The organism is Psychrobacter sp. JCM 18903 (assembly GCF_000586475.1).
Taxonomy (GTDB): domain Bacteria; phylum Pseudomonadota; class Gammaproteobacteria; order Pseudomonadales; family Moraxellaceae; genus Psychrobacter.
The window spans coordinates 87,144-107,561 of the sequence record NZ_BAWJ01000003.1 but is presented as its reverse complement, the minus strand read 5'-3'; the positions used below and the strand labels follow the sequence as shown (position 1 = coordinate 107,561).

The 20,418-nt window shown below is 43.3% G+C and carries 12 protein-coding genes and 6 pseudogenes; 4 read left to right on the top strand and 14 right to left on the bottom strand.

The genetic code is table 11. The features are described 5' to 3' along the window. The first annotated feature begins 173 nt into the window (after nt 1-173). Both TT12_RS16385 and TT12_RS16380 read left to right on the top strand, forming a co-directional pair. Entirely contained in the window at nt 174-827 is a 654-nt protein-coding gene (locus TT12_RS16385) for a cation:proton antiporter domain-containing protein (RefSeq protein ID WP_243443314.1), read from the top strand. Further along, the gene (locus tag TT12_RS16380; RefSeq protein WP_243443313.1) at nt 775-1,419 is read left to right on the top strand and encodes a cation:proton antiporter domain-containing protein; all 645 of its coding nucleotides are present in this window, start codon (nt 775-777) and stop codon (nt 1,417-1,419) included. Before TT12_RS16385 ends, TT12_RS16380 begins: the two co-directional genes overlap by 53 nt. A gap of 27 nt (nt 1,420-1,446) precedes the next feature. Here TT12_RS16380 and TT12_RS03195 read toward each other — a convergent pair. The 4 genes and pseudogenes from TT12_RS03195 to TT12_RS03180 all read right to left on the bottom strand — a co-directional run bounded on the left by TT12_RS03195 (nt 1,447) and on the right by TT12_RS03180 (nt 6,509). After that, nucleotides 1,447-2,852 (bottom strand): annotated as a pseudogene (locus TT12_RS03195) (serine hydrolase domain-containing protein). Between the two features lie 261 nt (nt 2,853-3,113). Further along, nucleotides 3,114-3,656 carry a protein tyrosine phosphatase family protein gene (locus tag TT12_RS03190; RefSeq protein ID WP_045452148.1) on the bottom strand — a complete coding sequence of 181 codons (543 nt, stop codon included), beginning with the start codon at nt 3,654-3,656 and terminating at the stop codon, nt 3,114-3,116. A 176-nt stretch (nt 3,657-3,832) separates the two neighbouring features. After that, complete coding sequence (locus TT12_RS03185; RefSeq protein WP_045452145.1) at nt 3,833-4,750, bottom strand: MaoC family dehydratase; 918 nt, start codon at nt 4,748-4,750, stop codon at nt 3,833-3,835. A gap of 360 nt (nt 4,751-5,110) precedes the next feature. Continuing rightward, nucleotides 5,111-6,509: pseudogene (locus TT12_RS03180) on the bottom strand (3-oxoacyl-ACP reductase). Nucleotides 6,510-7,089: 580 nt separating this feature from the next. Between TT12_RS03180 and TT12_RS03175 the strand changes: the two are divergent. Together TT12_RS03175 and ppk2 are read left to right on the top strand one after the other, a co-directional pair. After that, a pseudogene (locus TT12_RS03175) lies at nt 7,090-8,666 on the top strand (acetyl-CoA C-acetyltransferase). A gap of 248 nt (nt 8,667-8,914) precedes the next feature. After that, on the top strand, nt 8,915-9,928 hold the full coding sequence (ppk2, locus tag TT12_RS03170; RefSeq protein WP_228139068.1) for a polyphosphate kinase 2: 1,014 nt from the start codon (nt 8,915-8,917) through the stop codon (nt 9,926-9,928). A 297-nt stretch (nt 9,929-10,225) separates the two neighbouring features. On the opposite strand, the gene TT12_RS03165 is transcribed toward ppk2, so the two are convergent. From TT12_RS03165 to rsmG, 10 genes and pseudogenes are all read right to left on the bottom strand, one after another. Next, nucleotides 10,226-10,573 (bottom strand): PilZ domain-containing protein, encoded by a 348-nt coding sequence (locus TT12_RS03165; protein WP_045446052.1) that lies wholly within the window; start codon nt 10,571-10,573, stop codon nt 10,226-10,228. 55 nt (nt 10,574-10,628) lie between these two features. After that, nucleotides 10,629-11,765, bottom strand: a complete 1,137-nt coding sequence (locus tag TT12_RS03160) for a DNA polymerase III subunit delta' (protein ID WP_045452141.1) — start codon at nt 11,763-11,765, stop codon at nt 10,629-10,631. An 84-nt stretch (nt 11,766-11,849) separates the two neighbouring features. Then, complete coding sequence (kdsB, locus tag TT12_RS03155) at nt 11,850-12,662, bottom strand: 3-deoxy-manno-octulosonate cytidylyltransferase (RefSeq protein WP_045452138.1); 813 nt, start codon at nt 12,660-12,662, stop codon at nt 11,850-11,852. A gap of 37 nt (nt 12,663-12,699) precedes the next feature. Continuing rightward, complete coding sequence (gene lpxK, locus TT12_RS03150) at nt 12,700-13,839, bottom strand: tetraacyldisaccharide 4'-kinase (protein WP_045452135.1); 1,140 nt, start codon at nt 13,837-13,839, stop codon at nt 12,700-12,702. 85 nt (nt 13,840-13,924) lie between these two features. Further along, nucleotides 13,925-15,711 (bottom strand): annotated as a pseudogene (gene msbA / locus TT12_RS03145) (lipid A export permease/ATP-binding protein MsbA). Nucleotides 15,712-15,805: 94 nt separating this feature from the next. Then, on the bottom strand, nt 15,806-16,237 hold the full coding sequence (locus TT12_RS03140; protein WP_025651795.1) for an ExbD/TolR family protein: 432 nt from the start codon (nt 16,235-16,237) through the stop codon (nt 15,806-15,808). An 86-nt stretch (nt 16,238-16,323) separates the two neighbouring features. After that, a pseudogene (locus TT12_RS03135) lies at nt 16,324-17,057 on the bottom strand (MotA/TolQ/ExbB proton channel family protein). An 85-nt stretch (nt 17,058-17,142) separates the two neighbouring features. Next, nucleotides 17,143-18,240 (bottom strand): ParB/RepB/Spo0J family partition protein, encoded by a 1,098-nt coding sequence (locus TT12_RS03130; protein WP_502685162.1) that lies wholly within the window; start codon nt 18,238-18,240, stop codon nt 17,143-17,145. Between the two features lie 200 nt (nt 18,241-18,440). After that, nucleotides 18,441-19,220, bottom strand: coding sequence for a ParA family protein (locus TT12_RS03125; RefSeq protein ID WP_045452132.1), 780 nt, complete (start codon nt 19,218-19,220; stop codon nt 18,441-18,443). 225 nt (nt 19,221-19,445) lie between these two features. Beyond that, a pseudogene (gene rsmG, locus TT12_RS03120) lies at nt 19,446-20,161 on the bottom strand (16S rRNA (guanine(527)-N(7))-methyltransferase RsmG). Nucleotides 20,162-20,418 lie beyond the last annotated feature (257 nt).

The window sequence follows — 20,418 nt, the reverse complement described above, 5'->3', positions numbered from 1 at the left end:
TTGCCAAACATCGTCAAATAGCTAGGTAATATCTCGATATTATCTGCACTATTTTCCTTGTTTGACTGCAATTTACCTCATTTTTATCACCATTTTTAAAATGAGGACACGCCCTAGTAAATATGACCTCACTCTAACTTTTTAAGATAAACATAACAGCGTGCACCTACCTTATGATTGAAAACTACAATTTATTTTTATTGGTCTGCGGTATCGCTTTTTTACTGGGGGCGTTGTTCCCCATTATATTTAAGCGCACGCCTATCTCTTTGCCTATGTTGCAGGTCAGCTTTGGGCTGCTGATGGGGTACTGGTGGACGACCTTATCATTTTTAGACCCTATGAATAACGGCTTAATTATCGAAAAATTAACCGAAATTGTGGTGCTCGTATCCTTGGTTGGTGCTGGTATCAAAATTGATACGAAGCTGTCTTGGCAATTGTGGCGACCGACCGTGCGTCTGTTGCTTATTACCATGCCGATTGGCATCTTTGCGATGGCGGTGCTAGGCTACTATGCATTTGGTCTCAGTCTGGGAGCTGCTATATTGCTGGGCGCAGTACTGGCTCCAACCGATCCTGTATTGGCTTCTAGTATTCAAGTAGGGCCACCCAACACAGGTCGCGAAGACACACCTCGCTTTACATTAACGTCAGAAGCAGGATTGAATGACGGACTGGCTTTCCCATTTGTTTATTTGGCCATAAAAATAGCGGAAGCCTTTAGCCAAGGCAATTCCTTTACCCTCGAGATGCTCTGGTCATGGTTCACTCATGATGTCTTATGGAAATTGGTGCTGGCTGGTGGTGGGGATTGTCGTTGGTAAAATTATGGCCAAGCTGGTATTTTCAAAATACAGCCAAAACACCACTATTTCTCAAGGCTATGTGGTCATTGCGCTAACGTTAGTGGCTTATGGACTTGCCGAATTTGTACATAGTTATGGCTTTATCGCCGTATTTATCGCAGCATTTGCCTTTCGCCGCTCAGAGCATGAGCACAGCTATCACCACAAGCTCCATGATTTTGCAGAACAATCAGAAGGCTTACTCATGTCTTTAGTGCTGGTCACTTTCGGCATGTTTCTTGGTCAAGGACTGCAATCGGGCGTTGAGCTGACATGGCGTGTTTACATCGTCAGCTTCACCTTCCTCTTGTTGATACGTCCCATTGGCGGGTTTATTGCTTTATCAGGACTAAACATGGCACACACTGAAAAATATGCCATCTCTGCTTTGGGCATCCGTGGTATTGGCACGCTATATTATTTATCTTATGCGCTCAACCAAGGTTTTTTCGGTGATGAAGATGCGCTTAAACTGTGGGTCGTCTGTTCAATTGTCATTTTGGCGTCAATCTTTATTCATGGTCTTAGCGCCACAAAATTGCTTAAAATGACGCCGAATAAATCACATTAACCTTATCGATAGAGCTATTTAGCGCTTTTAAAGCTCTGAATCGACTAAGTTAAGTACCGCTTCCGTTAGTGCAAACTGACGGACATCATTCAGCATCGTGGTGTCAAAATTATGGATAAAGGCAAATGACAATTGACGCTCTGGGTCACACCAAGCAACCGAACCGTTATAGCCCATATGCCCAAATCCTTGCTTGTTTGCATCAACTTTTTCATTGTCTGTATGCTGACAAAGACTAAATAACCGATGATAACCCAAGCGCCAATCCATGTTTGCTGGCATAACAGCATCTAGCCCTGTGACTTGCAGTTTGGATAGTTGCTCAAAAGTGGCGCTATTAATAAACGTGTGTCCTTGCCATGTTCCGCCATTGGCTAACATCGCATAGATGGTGGCCAATGCCTGAGCTGAAGCGACACCATTTGCTGCTGGAATAATGGCCTGTAGTGTCTCACGACTGTGATAATCGATTGCTTGTTTGCCAGCAGTTATGAGTGCTGCCTTATAATTTTTTAGATTAAGCTGACTGGTATTGAAGTACAAACGATTAATATGAGCCGTGTCTAGTATCGGTAAAGTGTTTTGCTCATCATCTGACCTTAGGTCTGCCGCTTTGCCATCAATTAAAGCTTGCTGCTGCCAGCAAGCATAACTAGGCAGACTAGCATAAGTACGTAAAGTACTTTGTGAGTCGGCTTTTAGCGTTGGTTTATGACGTTTATTACGCAGTTGTGAGCCAGCCTCATTTGATGCTTCGAAGTCTTTGGTCAGTCTTGCTACTTGGTTGACTTTATTCTCTGGTACACCAAAATAGCAACAATCAGCAATACCTAAAGGCTCAGTGAGATAATGGCGCAATGCCTCAGCTAAAGACATTTCAGTAACGACTTCTATCAGACCGCCCAACACCCAACCATAGACCAGAGCACTATAAGCGCTGTCATATAGCTCGCCATGGTCTGGTGCTGTTATCGGCATGGCAGCAACTTTATTGAGCATTTGATCCCAATCAAGCAAAGTTTCGCTATCCACATCGATACTCTGAATTGAGAATAAGTTGGCTTGATGTGACATCACGCTACGTAGCGTAATATTCCCTTTATTCTGTGCAGAAAATGCAGGCCAATAATGGGCAATAGGTTGGTCATAATCAAGCATCTGCTGCGAAACCAATATATGTACAAGCGTCGCCAATACACCTTTACCCGTCGAAAAGTTAATCGCCAAAGTATCAGGCTGCCACGACATCTCTGGACGTGCCATCCCACACTCGCCTGTGCAATGTCTTCTCCTGCCAGATAAACAACCACAGCACCACCAGCTGGTGCATCATCAAGCTGTAAGTCGGTGAGTATTTGCTGCAAACGTTGCTGCAACGTTATATTTATCTGACAATCAAACATCTGTGTGGTTTTATTATTATTGTCGATCATGGCTACCCTACTCCATTTCTATAAAACAGCTAAACGGTAAAAAACCATTTAGCCCCTGATATTAAGTGTTCATATGATAAAAAATACATTATTTGCTAAGGCGTAACTGTTCAGTATCTCAATATTAACCCGTTATTTTTTCGTTTACTTAGGGCGTGTCCTCATTTTTAAAATAACAACGCGCCTTAATAAAAAAGGCAACCTAGTGGTCGCCTCTCTGTCATTCAACACTTCTCAATAATACGTTGTCATCCTTATGTCTTAGCGCGGTACCAACAGACGATTATGAACTTCTTGCTCAAGCTTCGTTAAGCCATGACTGCGCCCACGTTCCATAGCGGTGTCCATTTTACGTCCACGTAACCATCCTGCGCGTAGCGCCATTGCGGCACCCACTCTATTGCCTGAGCCACAATGCACTGCCGTTTTTTTGCCATGATGTTGGCGCAATATATTATCAAATGCCAATATATTAAGTTGCTTTAAGTCTGCGGCACCATTAATAGGCAGATGCTCATAGTGCATGCCAGCTCGCTCGACCGCTGCAGCTTCATCAAAGCTCAATTCATCATCTGGCTGTAAGTTAATCACTAACTCAACCCCAGCTTTCGCTAAGGCAACCACTTTTTCGTCATCGAGTGCACCGCATACAATGGTAGTGTCATCAGGACGAAAATAAGGCTCAAGAATAGTACTAAGATCAACACCATTGTCTAAAACGTTATTGCCAGCACTCGATACTGTGTCAATAGCTACTGAATGATTCAGTTGATCTGAGTTTGGTACGGCGGTATGTGAAGTCATAATTATAAATTTGTTCGTTATATTTACTATGATCAATTCCAGTTAAAATAAGTACAAAGCAACCGCGTGTCGATGTATAAGCAATACTTCAAGCGAGGTTAACGCTATCACTTTTCTATCAAGAATCGACCATATTGGGATATTTTTTAGTTGAATGACAGTCGTTCTACTGGCTTTTACTCATGGCCACTCTGTAATTTAACCGTACCTGCCAAATGGGGCTTGTCATTTTTAGAACTAAATAAGCCAAACTCACAGGTAGCGTCTGTGTCTTCAAGTGCAGCCACTGGATCAGCGATAAGCTCTACTTCGGCTGGCAAAAAGATAGGCAGTTTAAATGACACATCAACCGTACAAGCATCCGGCAACTCGTCCATCATAGCAAGGCATTTGGCCTTTGACCACATGCCGTGAGCAATCGCTTTAGGAAAGCCAAACGCACGCGCAGATAATGGATGGAGATGAATGAGGTTAAAGTCACCTGAAACAAAAGCATAACGACGACCGATATCTTCTGGCACTTCAAAGATACTATGCACGCCTTCTGGATTGACTGATGGCTTGACCGTTATTGGACGTGGAGTGCTTTTTTTGTCTTTGCTGCTGATTGGTTTTTTGCTACGTGATAGATACGTCGAAGTACCTTCCCAAATCACCTTATCTTCTGACTTGACCGTCGTCACAAAATCAAACTGCTGACCCTGAGCATGGTCACGCAAATTATCAAAGGTGACTGACATAGCAACCGTTTCACGCTCACCGATAGGACGATACTGAGTCACACTATTATCGACGTGCACTAGACCTAACATAGCAAATGGAAATGGCTCTTTGACCATCATATTCATTTGCAGCGTCTGAGACAGCACTGAGAAGTAAGTAATGGGTACTTTGCCATTATCTGTAAAACCACAAATTTTACGATAATCGTTTAAGTTACTTTGGTCAATGTGCAAATCGTCCACATAGTAAGTCGCTTGCGGCAATTGGTCTTTACTGATTTTGCCGTTATTACCAATAGGCAATAAACTTTTAACGATATTGGCATAGGTCGTATGCGCTTTCGGCAACGCATCATAATGTTTGTCTGACATAATAAATCCTAAGTGGGGCTTGAGCAAATTTTCTTGGTGTATCTAAAGATGCTATGACATTATTGGTTACAGCCTATCATTGAGCAATGCCACCAGTATTATGCCTAAATTAGGCACAATTCATAGGCGTGGTTTTAGACAATGTAAGCAACTCTCACAGCAAAAAACAATTTGGCTACTGGTTCTCTGTGTTTTTATCATAAAAAAGCCACCCTTGGGCAGCTTTATTACGATTTATGAGCAATTTTTTCGTAAGCATATGTGAGGAAAATTAAAAATAATGATTAATATCAGGTATTTACCATTATATAAATCATCATTTATACTTACTTATAATTGACACTTACTTATAAAGTGATATTAAGCACCCAATAAGCTTTGACCACAAACGCGAACGATGTTGCCATTTAAGCCACCAGAAGCAGGTGATGCAAACCATGCGATGGTCTCAGCCACGTCTACTGGCAAGCCGCCTTGGCTCATAGAGTTCATACGGCGACCCGCTTCACGAATAGCAAATGGAATGGCTTCGGTCATTTGCGTTTCAATAAACCTGGAGCAACAGCGTTGATCGTCATGCCTTTGGCGTTGTCTTCTAACTGCTTGGCAGTGGCATTAACCAAACCAATCACCCCTGCTTTAGAGGTGGCATAGTTGGTTTGACCCAAGTTGCCAGCGATACCTGAAATCGATGACACACAAACGATACGTGCATTATCTTTTAATACATCGTTGTCTAGCAAATAGCGGTTCAGCCTAGCAATACTACCTAGGTTAATATCGATAACCATGTCCCACTTTTTCTCGTCCATGTTTGCCAAAGTCTTATCACGAGTGACGCCAGCATTATGGATGATTGAATCTAATCCGCCACGCTTTTGTGCGGCTTCGGTGATTTGTTTGCCAGCGTCATCACTGGTGATATCGACGGTCAATACTGAGCCACTAATTTCGCTAGCGACTTTTTGTAGGTCTGCTTGCTGCTGCGGTACATCGAGCAGATAACGTGAGCGCCTTCACGAGCCAAAACGCGAGCAATTGCTTCACCAATACCGCGGCTTGCGCCAGTTACCAGCATGGTTTTACCGCCAAGAGGCTGTGTCCAATCGACATCAACATTGCTACCCTTACTAACGCGTACGACTTGTCCTGAGACATAAGCTGAACGAGCTGAGGTGAAAAAGCGTAAAGTCGAATCTAGATTTTGCTCTGCGCCGTCTTCCACATAAATAAGCTGTGCAGTAATACCGCGTTTGAACTCTTTACCGACAGACTTTACAAAGCCTTCAAGCGCACGCTGAGCCAAAGCTGTATCAATGTCAGTGATATTCTCTGGTGGGCGACCAATAATAATGACGCGACCAGACTTTTCTACACGACGAGCCACAGTATGGAAGAACTCATACACTTCTTTTAATTGATCGGCATTGCTAATATTGCTGGCATCAAACAATAAAACTTTAAATTTATCATCGCCGCCCGTATTGGCTTTTGCTTCAACGCCTGCATCAGCAAGGGCATCTTTGATATCATCACTGCTGTTTACATAAACATCAGCATGTACGTCTGACAAAATTCGCGCAACAGACTCACTGACGCTTTTATCATCGCCATTAGCACGACCAACCAATACGCTACCACGTACTAAAGGCTCACCGCTTTCGAAGCGATCAAGAGTAACAGGTAACGGTAAACCCAAATTTTTGGCCACTTTTTTGCCAATAGAAGACTGAACAAAATCACCATAACGGTCTGACATAATATAATCCCTATAACGAACGGTTAGAATAATAGTAATAAATGTAATGTGCCTATTATATAGACTCAATAACCTCATAATTATTGATATTTAGTAAATGAGTCTAAAGCTGGCCTAACTATACACTGCCATCTTAAACAAGTCCAAAAACCGATAATGTCTACAACAATCTGTAAACAACTCAGTATACAAGACGGTCACTTTTTCTGGATTTAAAAATCACCACATTGTGCTAAAATCAGACCTATAAGTTATAGCAAATGCAATTATCGATAACAATATATTATCAAATCTATCGTTATGCAATGCCAATAATCGATACTAGCCAGTCTACGAAAGTCATATTGATGTCTTTCAAAGCTGATACCGACCTTAGATAAGCGTCACATAGTTTGCCAAAGATATACAGTAAGGTCGTAAAAACGTCTTATCATAAACAGTTATGCTGCGTAATAAGTGATAATATTTGCTTCTTGTTTATTTTCGATTATTGAATTTTTTAATGTAATCATTTTTATTATCATTAGTTTTACTATTGTTACCCTCTTTTCTTCTGCCCATATTTTTTAAGGATAATATTATGAGTAATAAAAACAATCACCCTGATAGCCCTGTTGTTGAAAGCACAGTGGTAAAAGCCAGTGCGTCAAAATCTACTGATAATAAATCAGACAGCGCCAAAACAGAAACGGCTGTTAAAAAAGCTAAAAGCACGACAGCTACAGACACGTCTAATAAAGAGTCTTCTAGTAATAAAGAGTCTTCTAGTAATAAAGAGTCTTCTAGCACCACAGAAGCGAATGATAAATCACCAGCTTCTACTACGAAAAAGCCAGCATCTGCTGCCAAAAAAACCAGCAAAACCAAAGCCGTTGCTGGTCAAAATCGAGTGGCTATCCTAGGTGGCAACCGTATTCCGTTTGCACGCTCGAACGTTCATACGCTGACGTTAGCAACACCGACATGTTGACAGCTGCATTAGATGGCTTGATTGAACGCTATAATCTACAAGACGAAGTGTTGGGTGAAGTGGTGTCTGGTGCCGTCATGAAACTAAGCCGTGACATCAACCTAACTCGCGAGGCCACGCTTAACACAGCGCTCAACCCACATACGCCAACTTACGATATCTCACAAGCTTGCGGTACTGGCTTGCAAGCGACTTTTGCTTCTGCCAATAAAATCGCACTGGGTCTTATCGATTCAGCGATTACTGGCGGCGTAGATACGACCTCTGATGCACCGATCGCGATTGGTGATGGTCTACGTAAAGTACTGATCAAACTGGGCGTGGCTAAAGACAACAAACAACGTCTAAAAGCACTAATGGGTCTAAATCCAAAAGACTTAATCGATTCGCCACAAAACGGTGAACCACGCACTGGTCTATCAATGGGCGACCATCAAGCCATCACCACACTTGAGTGGAACATCAGCCGCGAAGCACAAGATGAGCTTGCTTTTAACAGTCATCAAAACCTAGCGCGCGCTTATGATGAAGGATTCTTTGATGACCTAATCACTCCATACAAAGGTCTGACGCGCGATAACAACTTGCGCCCTGATACTACTTTGGAAAAACTGGCTAAATTAAAGCCTGTGTTTGGTAAGAAGAACGCCAACCCAACGATGACAGCAGCCAACTCTACCCCATTAACGGATGGTGCCTCTTGTGTCCTATTGGGAACCGATGAGTGGGCAAAAGAGCGTGGTCTTAAGCCATTGGCTTATATCGTTCATCAAGAAACGGCCGCCGTTGATTTCATTGGTAAATCTGGCACCACAGAAGGCCTATTAATGGCACCTGCTTATGCCGTACCGCGTATGCTTGAGCGTGCAGGTCTAACACTACAAGATTTCGATTTTTATGAAATCCATGAAGCCTTTGCATCACAAGTGTTATCAACACTAGCTGCTTGGGAAGATGAAAAATTCTGTGAAGAGCGTCTAGGACTAGATGCACCACTAGGCTCTATCGATCGTAGCAAGCTAAACGTTAATGGCTCGTCGTTAGCTGCGGGTCATCCATTTGCCGCAACGGGTGGTCGTATCCTAGCCACTGCAGCGAAGCTATTGGATCAAAAAGGCTCAGGTCGTGCACTAATCTCTATCTGTGCAGCTGGTGGTCAGGGCGTGACTTGTATCTTAGAGAAATAACTCTTTGACTGCTATTATTTGATTGGTATTATCAGTCAATAGTTAGCATGAATACTTTAAAGCACTCTTTAATCGATGGATTAGAGGGTGCTTTTTTATGCCCATTCACTACTCAAAACTGGATGATAGTCAAGGTCTTGCTAACAACACAATAATGAAACGTAGCCAACGCATAGCTCTATCGGTAGTTATGCTAAAGTAAGAGGATAACCAATAAAAATCATAACAACACTGATTAGGAGTTTTTTATGGGTAAGATACCTTCGTCCATCAATCCCAAATCCCTCACGCCACAAGAGCGTCAGGAACTTAGCTCACCTGAGCAACACAGTTTTATCGAGCGTATGGATAAGGAGGTTTTTAATGATCAGTTGCGGCGTAAAATGCACGAAGACCTCATCGATACTTATGATGAAGAGCTAGAAAACGAGATAGATGATTATGTGCGTGATTTTCGTTTTGATGGGCGCGAAATGAGTGAGCAAGAAAGACTTGATCGGCGTATGTACTTTCAAGAGTTGGTAAGGCTACAGCGCGAGCTTATTAAGTTGCAAGACTGGGTCGTTGATCGCGGTGAGCGTATCGTCGTCATATTTGAGGGTCGTGACTCAGCGGGTAAAGGTGGCGCTATCAAGCGTATCACGCAGCGCTTAAACCCTCGTGTGTGTCGAGTGGCTGCCCTACCTGCACCGACAGAACGTGAGCAATCACAATGGTATTTTCAGCGTTATGTCGCCCACTTGCCTGCTGCTGGTGAAATTGTTCTGTTTGACCGCAGTTGGTATAACCGTGTGGGGGTTGAGCGTGTGATGGGTTTTTGTACCGATGCACAGTATGAAGAATTTTTTCAGTCGGTGCCTGAGTTTGAACGTATGCTAGTACGCTCAGGTATTCGCTTGGTGAAGTATTGGTTTTCGATCACTGATGATGAGCAGCATTCACGCTTTATGAGCCGTATTCATGACCCGCTCAAGCAATGGAAGCTCTCAGCCATGGACTTACAGTCACGCCGCCGTTGGGAAGACTATACCAAGGCTAAAGAAACCATGTTTGAGCGAACGCATATTCCTGAGGCACCTTGGTGGGTGGTTGAAGGTAACAATAAAAAACGCGCAAGGCTAAACTGTATTGCTCATCTACTCGAACAAATTCCTTATAAGGAAGTGCCACGTGATGAGGTAGAATTACCCGATCGTAAACGTGATGACGAATACTACCGTGAGCCTATTCCAGATGATATGTATGTGCCACCGCGCTATTAAAAGATATGGTGGCTTTAATTAGGCTGTGTCCTCAGTTCAATCGATTGTCCTCTAAATTGGCTAAAAATGGCTGCATTTTGCCAAACATCGTCAAACAGCTTATTGATATCTCGATATTATTTGCATTGCCTTTATTGTTTGACGGCAATTTTTATTACCATTTTTAAAATGAAGACACGCCCTAGTCTTATGCTCATAAAAAGCCGCCTTATCGATATATAAGGTGGCTTTTTTATACTGTTTATTTAATAATAGTCGTCTAATACTTATCAAAACCATTACAAGTACAATGAATAATTACATAGTATACGTGGACTGCAAACCATCTATTTTACCCGCCAATAATCGCTCAACTTCGTTTTTAATTCTTTGACCTGCAATATCAGTTCCAATCTGTACCGCAAAACCTGCCGGTCGGCCACCTTGCGTTTTGGCGTTAATCCAAACCACTTTGCCATTCATAGGTAAACGCTCGCTAGAATTGGGTAAAGTGATGGCGATAAATACCTCGTTACCTAGCTGCTGAGCGTCATTGGATGGCACAAATAATGCGCCATTACTGACAAAGGACAAATAGCTGGCATATAACATTTCGATATTTTCAATGTGGCAGGTTAATATCCCGCCGCGTCCTGGCATGGCCATAGTCAGCTTCCTTCATTAAGTTTGGTATTTTTATTTGCTATTGAGGCAGATTTTCTTATAAACAAGCCAATTCTTGCATTAGCTTATCATAGGCAAATTTTTCTTGCACATTTTGTTGCAGAGCGATTTTTGTCTGCTGTAAGCTATTAGAAAAAAGTGCTAGACCATTATTATCAGGTGGATATTTTTCTAAGGCAGCGGATAGATTGACGTCTTTTTGAAGCTCATTAAGCCCTAAGCAAATACGGCGCATATCAAGTAGCATTAGCTCAGACAGCTGAATAAATTCCGTGATACTCAGTTGGTTTTGCCAATAGTCACTGGCTGCCACACTACTACGTTTACCACTACGCAATGCCTGCCACGTCGTCAACCATAGCGCACGTTTGCTATACCATGGCGCTTGTGCCATGGCTATCGCTGCCAAAGGTGCGCCATTTGCCAATTGAATAAGCTGCTCAATCGCAGCCGTTCCGACCGCTTCACGATTGACCGTAGAGCCAAGTGCCTGTGTCACATAGTCAATGGCGATCACAGGCTGAATGGTCTGTAATGGCAACTGCTGCACCCGACTTTTAATGGTGGGCAGTAATTGTGCGGGAGTATCGCTGATCAAAAATAAATGGACTTTAGCTTGTGGTTCTTCTAAGGTTTTGAGTAGCGCATTGGCCGCGGCAATTGTCATTTGCTCTGCATGGTCTAACACACAGATACGCATCCCTTGACCACCTTGGTAGATAAAAGGCTGCAAGTTGCGGATATCATCCACTTTAATCTTAAGAGCACTGTTATTGGCTGTTTTGGATGATTTTTTATCCTTTGCAGCGTTACTTAATTTCTCTTTATTATCAGCATTGTCTGCACTGATTGGCATACTGATCAGTGGCAATACCTGTAAGCTTGGATGCGTGCCAGACCTTAGCCATTGGCAACTTTCGCACGCGCCGCAAGCCTCTGTGGGATGACTATCACGCTCACGGCATAATAGCCAAGCGACCAAACGCCATACAAAAGCTCGCTTGCCCATACCTTGCATACCAGCAGCTAATAGCGCATGTGGCAAAGATTGCTGTGATGTCAAAACTCGCTTGGTCAATTGCGACCACAGATTTTGCTGCCATGGCAATAACGCGGCGAAATAAATGTGGTCTGTAGTATCCATTGTGCCTGTATTTTGCGTCTTATCACTCATAGCTAACGTCCTATAACTTCGCTTGATTATTCAGGATATAGCGTGTTCATGACGCTTTAGATGAAATATTTTTGCTTAGGCTATTTATCCAATGGGGTTCTGAAACTCAGTCAAACTCATGGCATTTAAGCGGTCTAAATCTTCTTGGGTATCGACCCCTGCAGGTAGATGACAAGCGGCAACTGCAATAGCAATCTGCGCTCCATTTTCTAAAACGCGTAACTGCTCTAGGCTTTCAAGTGTCTCAAGTGGCGTTTGCGGCCAATGCACAAACTTCTGTAATAAACGGACGCGATAAGCATATAACCCTAAATGACGATAAGCATTTTTTGGTGGATTTCTATGACCATCATCGGACAATACGACATCACGGTCGCAAGGAATGGGTGCTCGGCTAAAATAAATCGCACGTTGCAAGTCATTAGCGTGTTGACTGACAACCTTGACCACTGATGGGCGCATAAAGGTCTCATAGTCGTCGATAGGCTCGCACAAAGTCGCCATCACGCTATCACTGTCTGCGACCAAAAGCGCCTTTACCTGCTCCAATAATAACGGTGGCACTAACGGTTCATCGCCTTGCATGTTGACCACGATATCATGGTCAGCCCACCCTTTGATGGCGGCAACTTCTGCCAAACGGTCAGTGCCTGAAGCATGCTCGCTACTGGTCATCACCACATCAAACCCTGCATCCATGCATATCTTGGCAATATCGTCATCATCCGTGGCAATACACATATCATCAGCGAAGTGCGCTGTTTGCGCCTTTTCAGCAACCCAAAGAATCATCGGCTTACCATGTATCTCTAGTAATGGCTTGCCAGGCAGCCTTGTGCTCTTAAAACGAGCAGGGATAACAATATGAGTTTTGGCGGGCATAATCACTGACGACATGGGGTTTCCTATAGCAATTTTTATACGGTTTAAAGCATCATCTATTATTTGCTTTAGTATTATTATTGGTACTGTTATCGTTTGCGATATCAATACCTAGCTTTTTTAGCTGCTGCTGCAGATTATCATAACAGCTGTCAGAGAGTTCGGCGGTTACTGGCAGTACCCATAGTCTGTTTATCAGCTCTTGATACTCATCATTTAACGCTTTATCAGTAGTGGCTTTCGATAGCAACGCTCTTATTTTTACCGCATCTTTACTGGTGACTACGATTGGATATTCGGTATACTGCAACAATTCCGCCAACTCAAAATCATAATGATCAGGATAAGCATGTCCAACGACATCGAAGCCTAGCGAACTTAAAGTATCAAAAAACCGCTGCGGATAACCAATACCGCTCACCGCATGCACTCTACAACCCTTTGTAGGCGCATCAATTTGAGAATAAGATAAAGTAGGTTGCCATAAGAGTTGCAGAGCATCCGCTTCTAAGTGCATTGTCAAACGATGGGCTCGGTACAGATTGCTATTATTTTTATTCTTGTCCACTGAATCTGTTGTTAGTGGTTCATGGTAGATGACAGTTGCACCCTGCAACCGCGACATGGGTTCACGTAAAAACCCTGTTGGCAAGAGCTGTTGATTACCAAAGCCCCGTGCTGAATCGACCACAATCCATTCAATGTCACGTTGCAGTGCATAATGCTGCAAGCCATCGTCGGCAATAATGAATTGCAAGTCAGGATGGGCAGCTAACAAGGTTATAATCGCTTGCTTACGATCAGGACATACTGCCATGGGTGCATTTGTCATATTGACAATCAAACAAGGCTCATCCCCTACCACGTTGGGCAAACTGGCGGCATCGACCAAAGCGGGCATTTGACTGGTGTCGCCACCGTAACCACGGCTAACAACCCCTACCTTTACTCCGCGTTCTTGTAGATAATCAACCAAGGCAATAATCAATGGTGTTTTGCCACTACCGCCCACGCTAATATTGCCGATCACCATAACGGGAACAGGCGCACGATAACTTGCTAACAGCCCAGCTTTATAAGCTTGACGACGCAGCGTGGTGATAAGTCCGTACAACCAACTAATAGGTAGCAATAGCCATAGCCAAGCGGCTTGACGTTGCCAGGCACGCGTCACTGTCGTTTCAATACTCATGATAATTGACCACTTACCTATTCAGTTAAACTTTAACTTAGCACGATTTGAACGTCAAAGCTGCTCAAAGAATAGTCCAATAATTTTATTCAAAGTCGCGTTCATACATTTGCGCATAATGACCTTGCAATTGCATAAGCTCATCGTGCGTGCCTAACTCGACGATTTGACCGCTGTCTAACACGGCGATACGATCGGCTGATTCAATAGTGGTCAGTCGATGTGCAATGACTAACGTGGTACGATCTTTCATCACATTATCAAGCGCTTGCTGAATGTAATACTCTGATTCATTGTCTAACGCACTGGTTGCTTCATCTAAAATTAAAATCGGCGCATCTTTTAATAGCGCACGAGCAATCGATAAGCGCTGACGCTGCCCGCCAGACAGCTGCAAACCTTCAGCACCAATTTCACTTTGATAGCCGTTTGGCATTTTCATAATAAAATCATGAGCAAAGGCATCTTTTGCGGCGCGCTCAACCTCAGCCTGGGTTTTATTGGCTAAGCACCATAAGCAATATTGTTAAATACCGTGGTATTGAACAGAACTACTTGTTGATTGACCATCGCAATCTGCGCCCGTAAGCTCTCAAGCTTAATGTCTTCAATCGGTATACCATCCAAGGTAATTTGCCCAGAAGAGGTCGATAAGGTGCGCGTCAGTAAGTTTACTAAAGATGACTTACCAGCACCACTTCGCCCTACCAATGCAACCGTCTCACCCGCTCTTACATCTAACGTAAAGTCACGCAAAGCGACCGTTGAGTCAGGATAAATCAGACTGACATTATCCAGCTTGATTTCGCCCGTCAAAGCAGGGCTAAGCACACCAGTGTCTGTTTCTTCTGGCTCATCTAACAAGGCAAAAATAGACTCACCTGCCGCGATACCTTTTTGCAGTTTTTGATTGATATCAGTCAATGAGCGTACCGGCTTGCTGAGCAAACCTGCAGCGGCGATATATGAGATAAACTCACCCGCTGAGATATTGTCTATCACCGATGGGCGTAGTGCGAGCCACACCACAACTGACATGGCTATAGCCATTAGCAGCTGTACTGCTGGCGTATTGATACTGTTGGTCACCACGACCTTCATGCCTTGGCGTAAGTTCTTTTTTGATGTTTTATCGAATCGTGCGGCTTCGTATGCTTGACCGCCATAGTTTTTGACAACCTGATAGCCACCAATCACTTCATTGGTAATATGGCTGACATCACCCATCGTCTCTTGAATACCCTTAGACAACTTTAGATAACGCTTTGAGGCGATGCGAATAAGCCACAATATTGGCGGTAGCACAACGAATAAAATCAACGTCAAACGCCAATTGCTATAAAGCAAGAAACCTATCAAGGCGACGACTGTCAGACCATCACGCAGTAGCGTCTTCATAGAGTCTGTACTAGCGGCGGTGACTTGCTCAACATCAAATATCAGCTTGGATGAAATGGTACCAGCAGGATTGGCTAAGTAAAAAGAGCTTGGCAGACGAAGCAATTTATTAAAGACTTCCACTCGCAGCTCATATACCAAATTACGTGAGACCAGAGCAGAATAATAATTACCCAAAAAGCTACCAACACCGCGAACAAAAAACAGACCAATGATTAATAATGGAAATAAATCCTGTTTGCTTTGATCGTTCTGATTAATGGCATCGGTGATATATTGAAGTAATTTGGCAATCCAAATCTCTGTCGCCGCATTAATCGCAAAGCCCAACACAGTAAGCATTAATGCCCACCAGTATGGTTTTAGATAACTCAGCAAACGCAGCAAGGTTTTATGCTTAGGTATGTTTGACGGCTCTGCTGATAGTTTTTTAGCAGCAGTTTTTGCAGAGTCAGGTTGATATGCTTGGCTCATAAAAGCCTCAATTTGGGGGTCATAACATGAATGGACTGCGTTAAAATCACAGTTTTATAAGAGCATCTATCAATGGCATTAAAGTAACTATAGGCTACTGCGGTAACGGCTGACCAAGTGGCACGACCGTACTGATATTAAGATTCAAAAATCCCAGTTTACCTGCAATGTCCATCACTCGCACAACCGATTGATGGGTGGCATTGGCATCCGCAGCAATAACAAATAGCATGTCACGATTACTACCAGCTTCTTGTTGTAGCATACTGGTCAACTCTGCCTCATTGCTACTGGCAAGCGTAATACCGTTCACCAGATAACTGCCATCTTCTTGTACTGCCACTTCGATACTGTTTTTCTCTTCTGTCAGCGCAACACCTTCAGCTTCAGGAAGAATAATATTTAAACGACTAAAATGATTAAACGACGTTGCTAACAGTAAAAACACAATCAAAAACAACAAGCAGTCAATCATCGGGGTCAAGTTAATTTCGAGCGGCTCAACAGTCGGTTTTCTAAAGCGCATATCACTCTCTTTAATTTACTGAATACTCATGTGCTTGATGGATTATTAGGGCGTGCTGAACAGTCACAAATACTAAGAAATAAATACTAAGAAGTGACGGCAACACCATTATTTGAGCTTAATCCATCCACTGCATACTCGTGATCTACAACGTCAGCCGATGGCGCACGATGTGCAGGCACATTCAAACCAGCAGTAGACGTATTTTCCAGCAAATGATAATCATACAACTCTTGAATCATGAGTCCCGCTTGCGTCTCAAACTGGGCATTAATATCGATAATACGGCGCTGAAAATAACGATAGGCAACCAGTGCTGGAATAGCCACGATCATACCAGCAGCAGTCGTAATCAACGCTTGTGACACACCAGCAGCAAGCATCGTTGGGTCTTGCATCGCGCCATCGGTAATCGCCAAAAACGACGAAATAATGCCTAACACCGTGCCTAACAACCCCAGTAGTGCGCAATCGCCCCTATGGTCCCAAGCATATTGATGTTTTTTTCTAACTGATGCACTTGTACGCTAGCGCGGTTTTGCATATGCATCGTCATCGAGTCTAAGCCATATTGACGATACAGCAGCCCTGTCGCTAAAATATCTCCCAAAGGTGTTTTTTCTTTGACATTCATCAACTGTGTACGACCAATATCCCCATTCTCACGTAAGCGCGTGATTAGCTGCTCGCGCAATCTACTCGGAGCAACTTTATTAAACTGTAAAGTATGACTACGCTCGATGATGATAACCAATGCCAATATTGAGCACACCACGATAGGTGTCATCAACCAACCACCCGCTTTTACCAACTCCCACATATTGACTCTCTTTTATATTTTTATAAAAATAGCGGCTATCAAAATATCTTAAATTTACAGCATCATGACAAACTCGTTAGCGATATCAAGCCTGTGCTTCTATGTGCTTAATCAAAGCTGCTAACTGATCTTGGTTATGGAAAAATATCTCAACACTACCTTGACCATCTTTTTTGTGTTTGAGTTTGACTTCAGCCCCTAACATATCTGTCAGTCTTTGCGTCAAGCGCTCAACCTCACGAGATTGCGTTTGCTCAGCACGATTGGCTTTCGGTGCAGGCTGCAAGATCGATTTAACCAACTTTTCAGCGTCGCGTACCGTCATACCGCCGTCGATAATTTTTTGCGCGATAATCGGCTGCTGCTCAGAGGATAATGCCAAGAGCGTGCGCGCATGGCCCATATCTAGGGCACTATTTGCTAAATGATCTTTGACTGTATCATGCAGTTGATTGAGACGCAGCAGGTTTGATACGGTGGTGCGTGCCTTGCCAACGACTTCGGCAATCATCGCATGACTCATACCAAATTCAGTATGAAAACGTTGTAATGCAGCGGCCTGTTCAATCACGGACAAGTCCTCACGCTGGATATTTTCAATCAAGGCCAGTGCGATGGCAAGCTCATCAGATAAAGCACGTTCAATCGCTGGAATAACGGCTTTACCTGCCATTTTTGCTGCACGCCAGCGACGCTCACCAGCAATGATCTCATGGGTAACGAATGCTTCACTCTTGTCTTCATTGGCCAATAACGGACGGATAACGATCGGTTGCATAACGCCATGCTGCTCAATCGAAGACGCCAGCTCTGCAAGCGCCGTTTCACTCATATCACGGCGTGGCTGATACTTACCCGCTTGCAAACGCGTGACATCTATTTGCACCAAGCTTATCTGGTCTTCAGAGGCACTAGTATCTGTTCCATTAACACGATTCTTATTAGCCGTACCTTTGTTTATCGTGCGCGGCGACCGTGTAGTTCGACTGCTGGTAGTGGTGTCAGAGGCAATAGGTTTGGTCGTTAGTTTTTCACTGGTCTCATTACTATCAGATTGAGCAGGCGTGCTAATATTTAATCTATCAGCGTTTAGCGTTTCAGCTGGCAAAGTATTCTCACGCGCTACCATATCGTCTTGCAAGGCAGAGGCGGTGATTTGCTTTTCTTTTTTGATTGACCCCAATAAGGCATCTAAGCTCGATTGGCAGCCAACCCTCTTTTCTTCGCCATGATTACCTATCCTCTAACGCTAAAATAAAAGCCAAATAATTATTAATACAGCTTACTCATTACTTATAAATACAATATTCAATGCTCGATATCTGTTTGCACGCTTGTGCTTACAATCTATCATTGGTGCTAAAAAACATGCATACATGCATATTAGTCACTTTGTTTCATGACTTCAGCCGCCAATTTTTGATAAGCGCGCGCACCTTTTGACCATCTCTCATAAGCGATAACTGGCAAACCGTGCGCTGGCGCTTCTGCCAAGCGAATATTTCTTGGAATATGGGTCTTATACATAATATCGCCAAAGTGCGCTTCCAGCTCGGCAGACACGTCGCGAGCCAGTGTATTGCGTGCATCAAATAATGTTCTCACCACACCGCGGATATATAGCTTTGGATTCAGCTCCGTTAAACGCTCTATTGTCTGCGACAAATCAGCCAATCCTTCTAATGCATAGTATTCACACTGCATCGGAATAATGACGCTATCTGTAGCAACTAACGCATTAATCGTCAGCAAATTCAAACTGGGTGCGCAGTCTATAACCACATAGTCATAAGCCGGTTTTTTAGCAGCTATCTGATCATTAACCAAAGCCACCATTGCTGTTTTAAACAGCTCATGACTATTGGTCTTATTCATTAGGGTGATATCCATGCCAGCCAAATCACGATTGGCACCGATCACATCAAACCCTGCTGGACTGGTAACAATAGCATCAGACAGCGACACGCCATCCAATAATACGTCCGCTATCGTCAGTGCTAATTCATTCTTATCGACACCCGTACCACTGGTCGCATTACCCTGTGGGTCTAAGTCAATCAGCAGTACATGCTTGCGCTTCGCAGCCAAGCTGGCGGTCAAATTTACTGCCGTCGTGGTTTTGCCCACGCCGCCTTTTTGATTCGCAATTGCTATGATTTCCATACACTCACTCAATTTAATTAGGGTCTATTACTGTTATTTTACTTTTGGCTTACACAATCAATTTTTCGCTAAACTTTGCATAGCATCATACTCATAAGTGTAAACAGTACGAGTATCTCTATACAATTAGCACTATCTGTATCACCATATTTTGAATATCTTGCCATTCAGATATCAACAAAATCATGTGTCACTGACACGTATCACTTAAAAGGTGTTCATAGCTTAGACATTTTTATAGGACAATTCAATTAAATGACGACTATCATGTAAACGAGGCACTTTAAGCTTAATCGTCTTAATATGCCAGTCATTGTCTAGTACTTGTAGTTCTTTATCGCTTGGCGCTTTGCCTTTCATCGCGCATAGGTAACCGTTATCTGCTAAGCGCGGCTGAGCCACTTCGACAAAATCGATCAAACTGGCAAAGGCTCTAGAAGTCACAACGTCATAGCTGGCTTCATGCGCTCGATACGAGAAGCAATTGGCTGCATATTATTCAAGCCAAGCTCACTGCTGATTTGCTTAATAAAACGAATTTTTTTCTGATTACTATCAAGTGCGGTGCATTGACGCTCTGGCTGACAAATCGCAATGATAACCGCTGGCATCCCTGCTCCTGTGCCAATATCTAACAGTGACCCTGACGGTAAATGCGTTATAATAGCCAAACAATCGATTATATGTTTGATCAATGCCTCTTCTGGATCAGTGATGGCGGTCAGATTATACGCTTTATTCCACAACAAAAGCTGGTCTAAGTACAATAATAATGTGCGCTGCTGTGTCTCACTCAAGGATAACTTGAGCTCATTGACCGCTTGTGCCAAGGTATTCGCCAGCGCTGGCAGCTGTGCGCCAAGCTTTACAAAGCCAGTCGGATCAATACGGATATTGCCCGTGTTAGCAGAGGATGAAGATGTTTTAGTAAAGTCTGACATACAACGAGTTATCCAGTTTTGACATGTGAACCGTCTATTTTATCATGCAGTCTGCCCATTGAATAGTTGCAGATTGCGCCAATGTGAGACATCTTATACTATCTGAGCCTATATTGAGGCGTTATTGTTCTTTAATCGCGTTAAATGGATGATGAATGATTGCTTATATAGCGTTTTTAACAGAGCCTGCTAATGATACAAAACTGCTTTTAATGATTTATTTAAAATACCGTTTTATCTTGTAAGATGTTTTTATG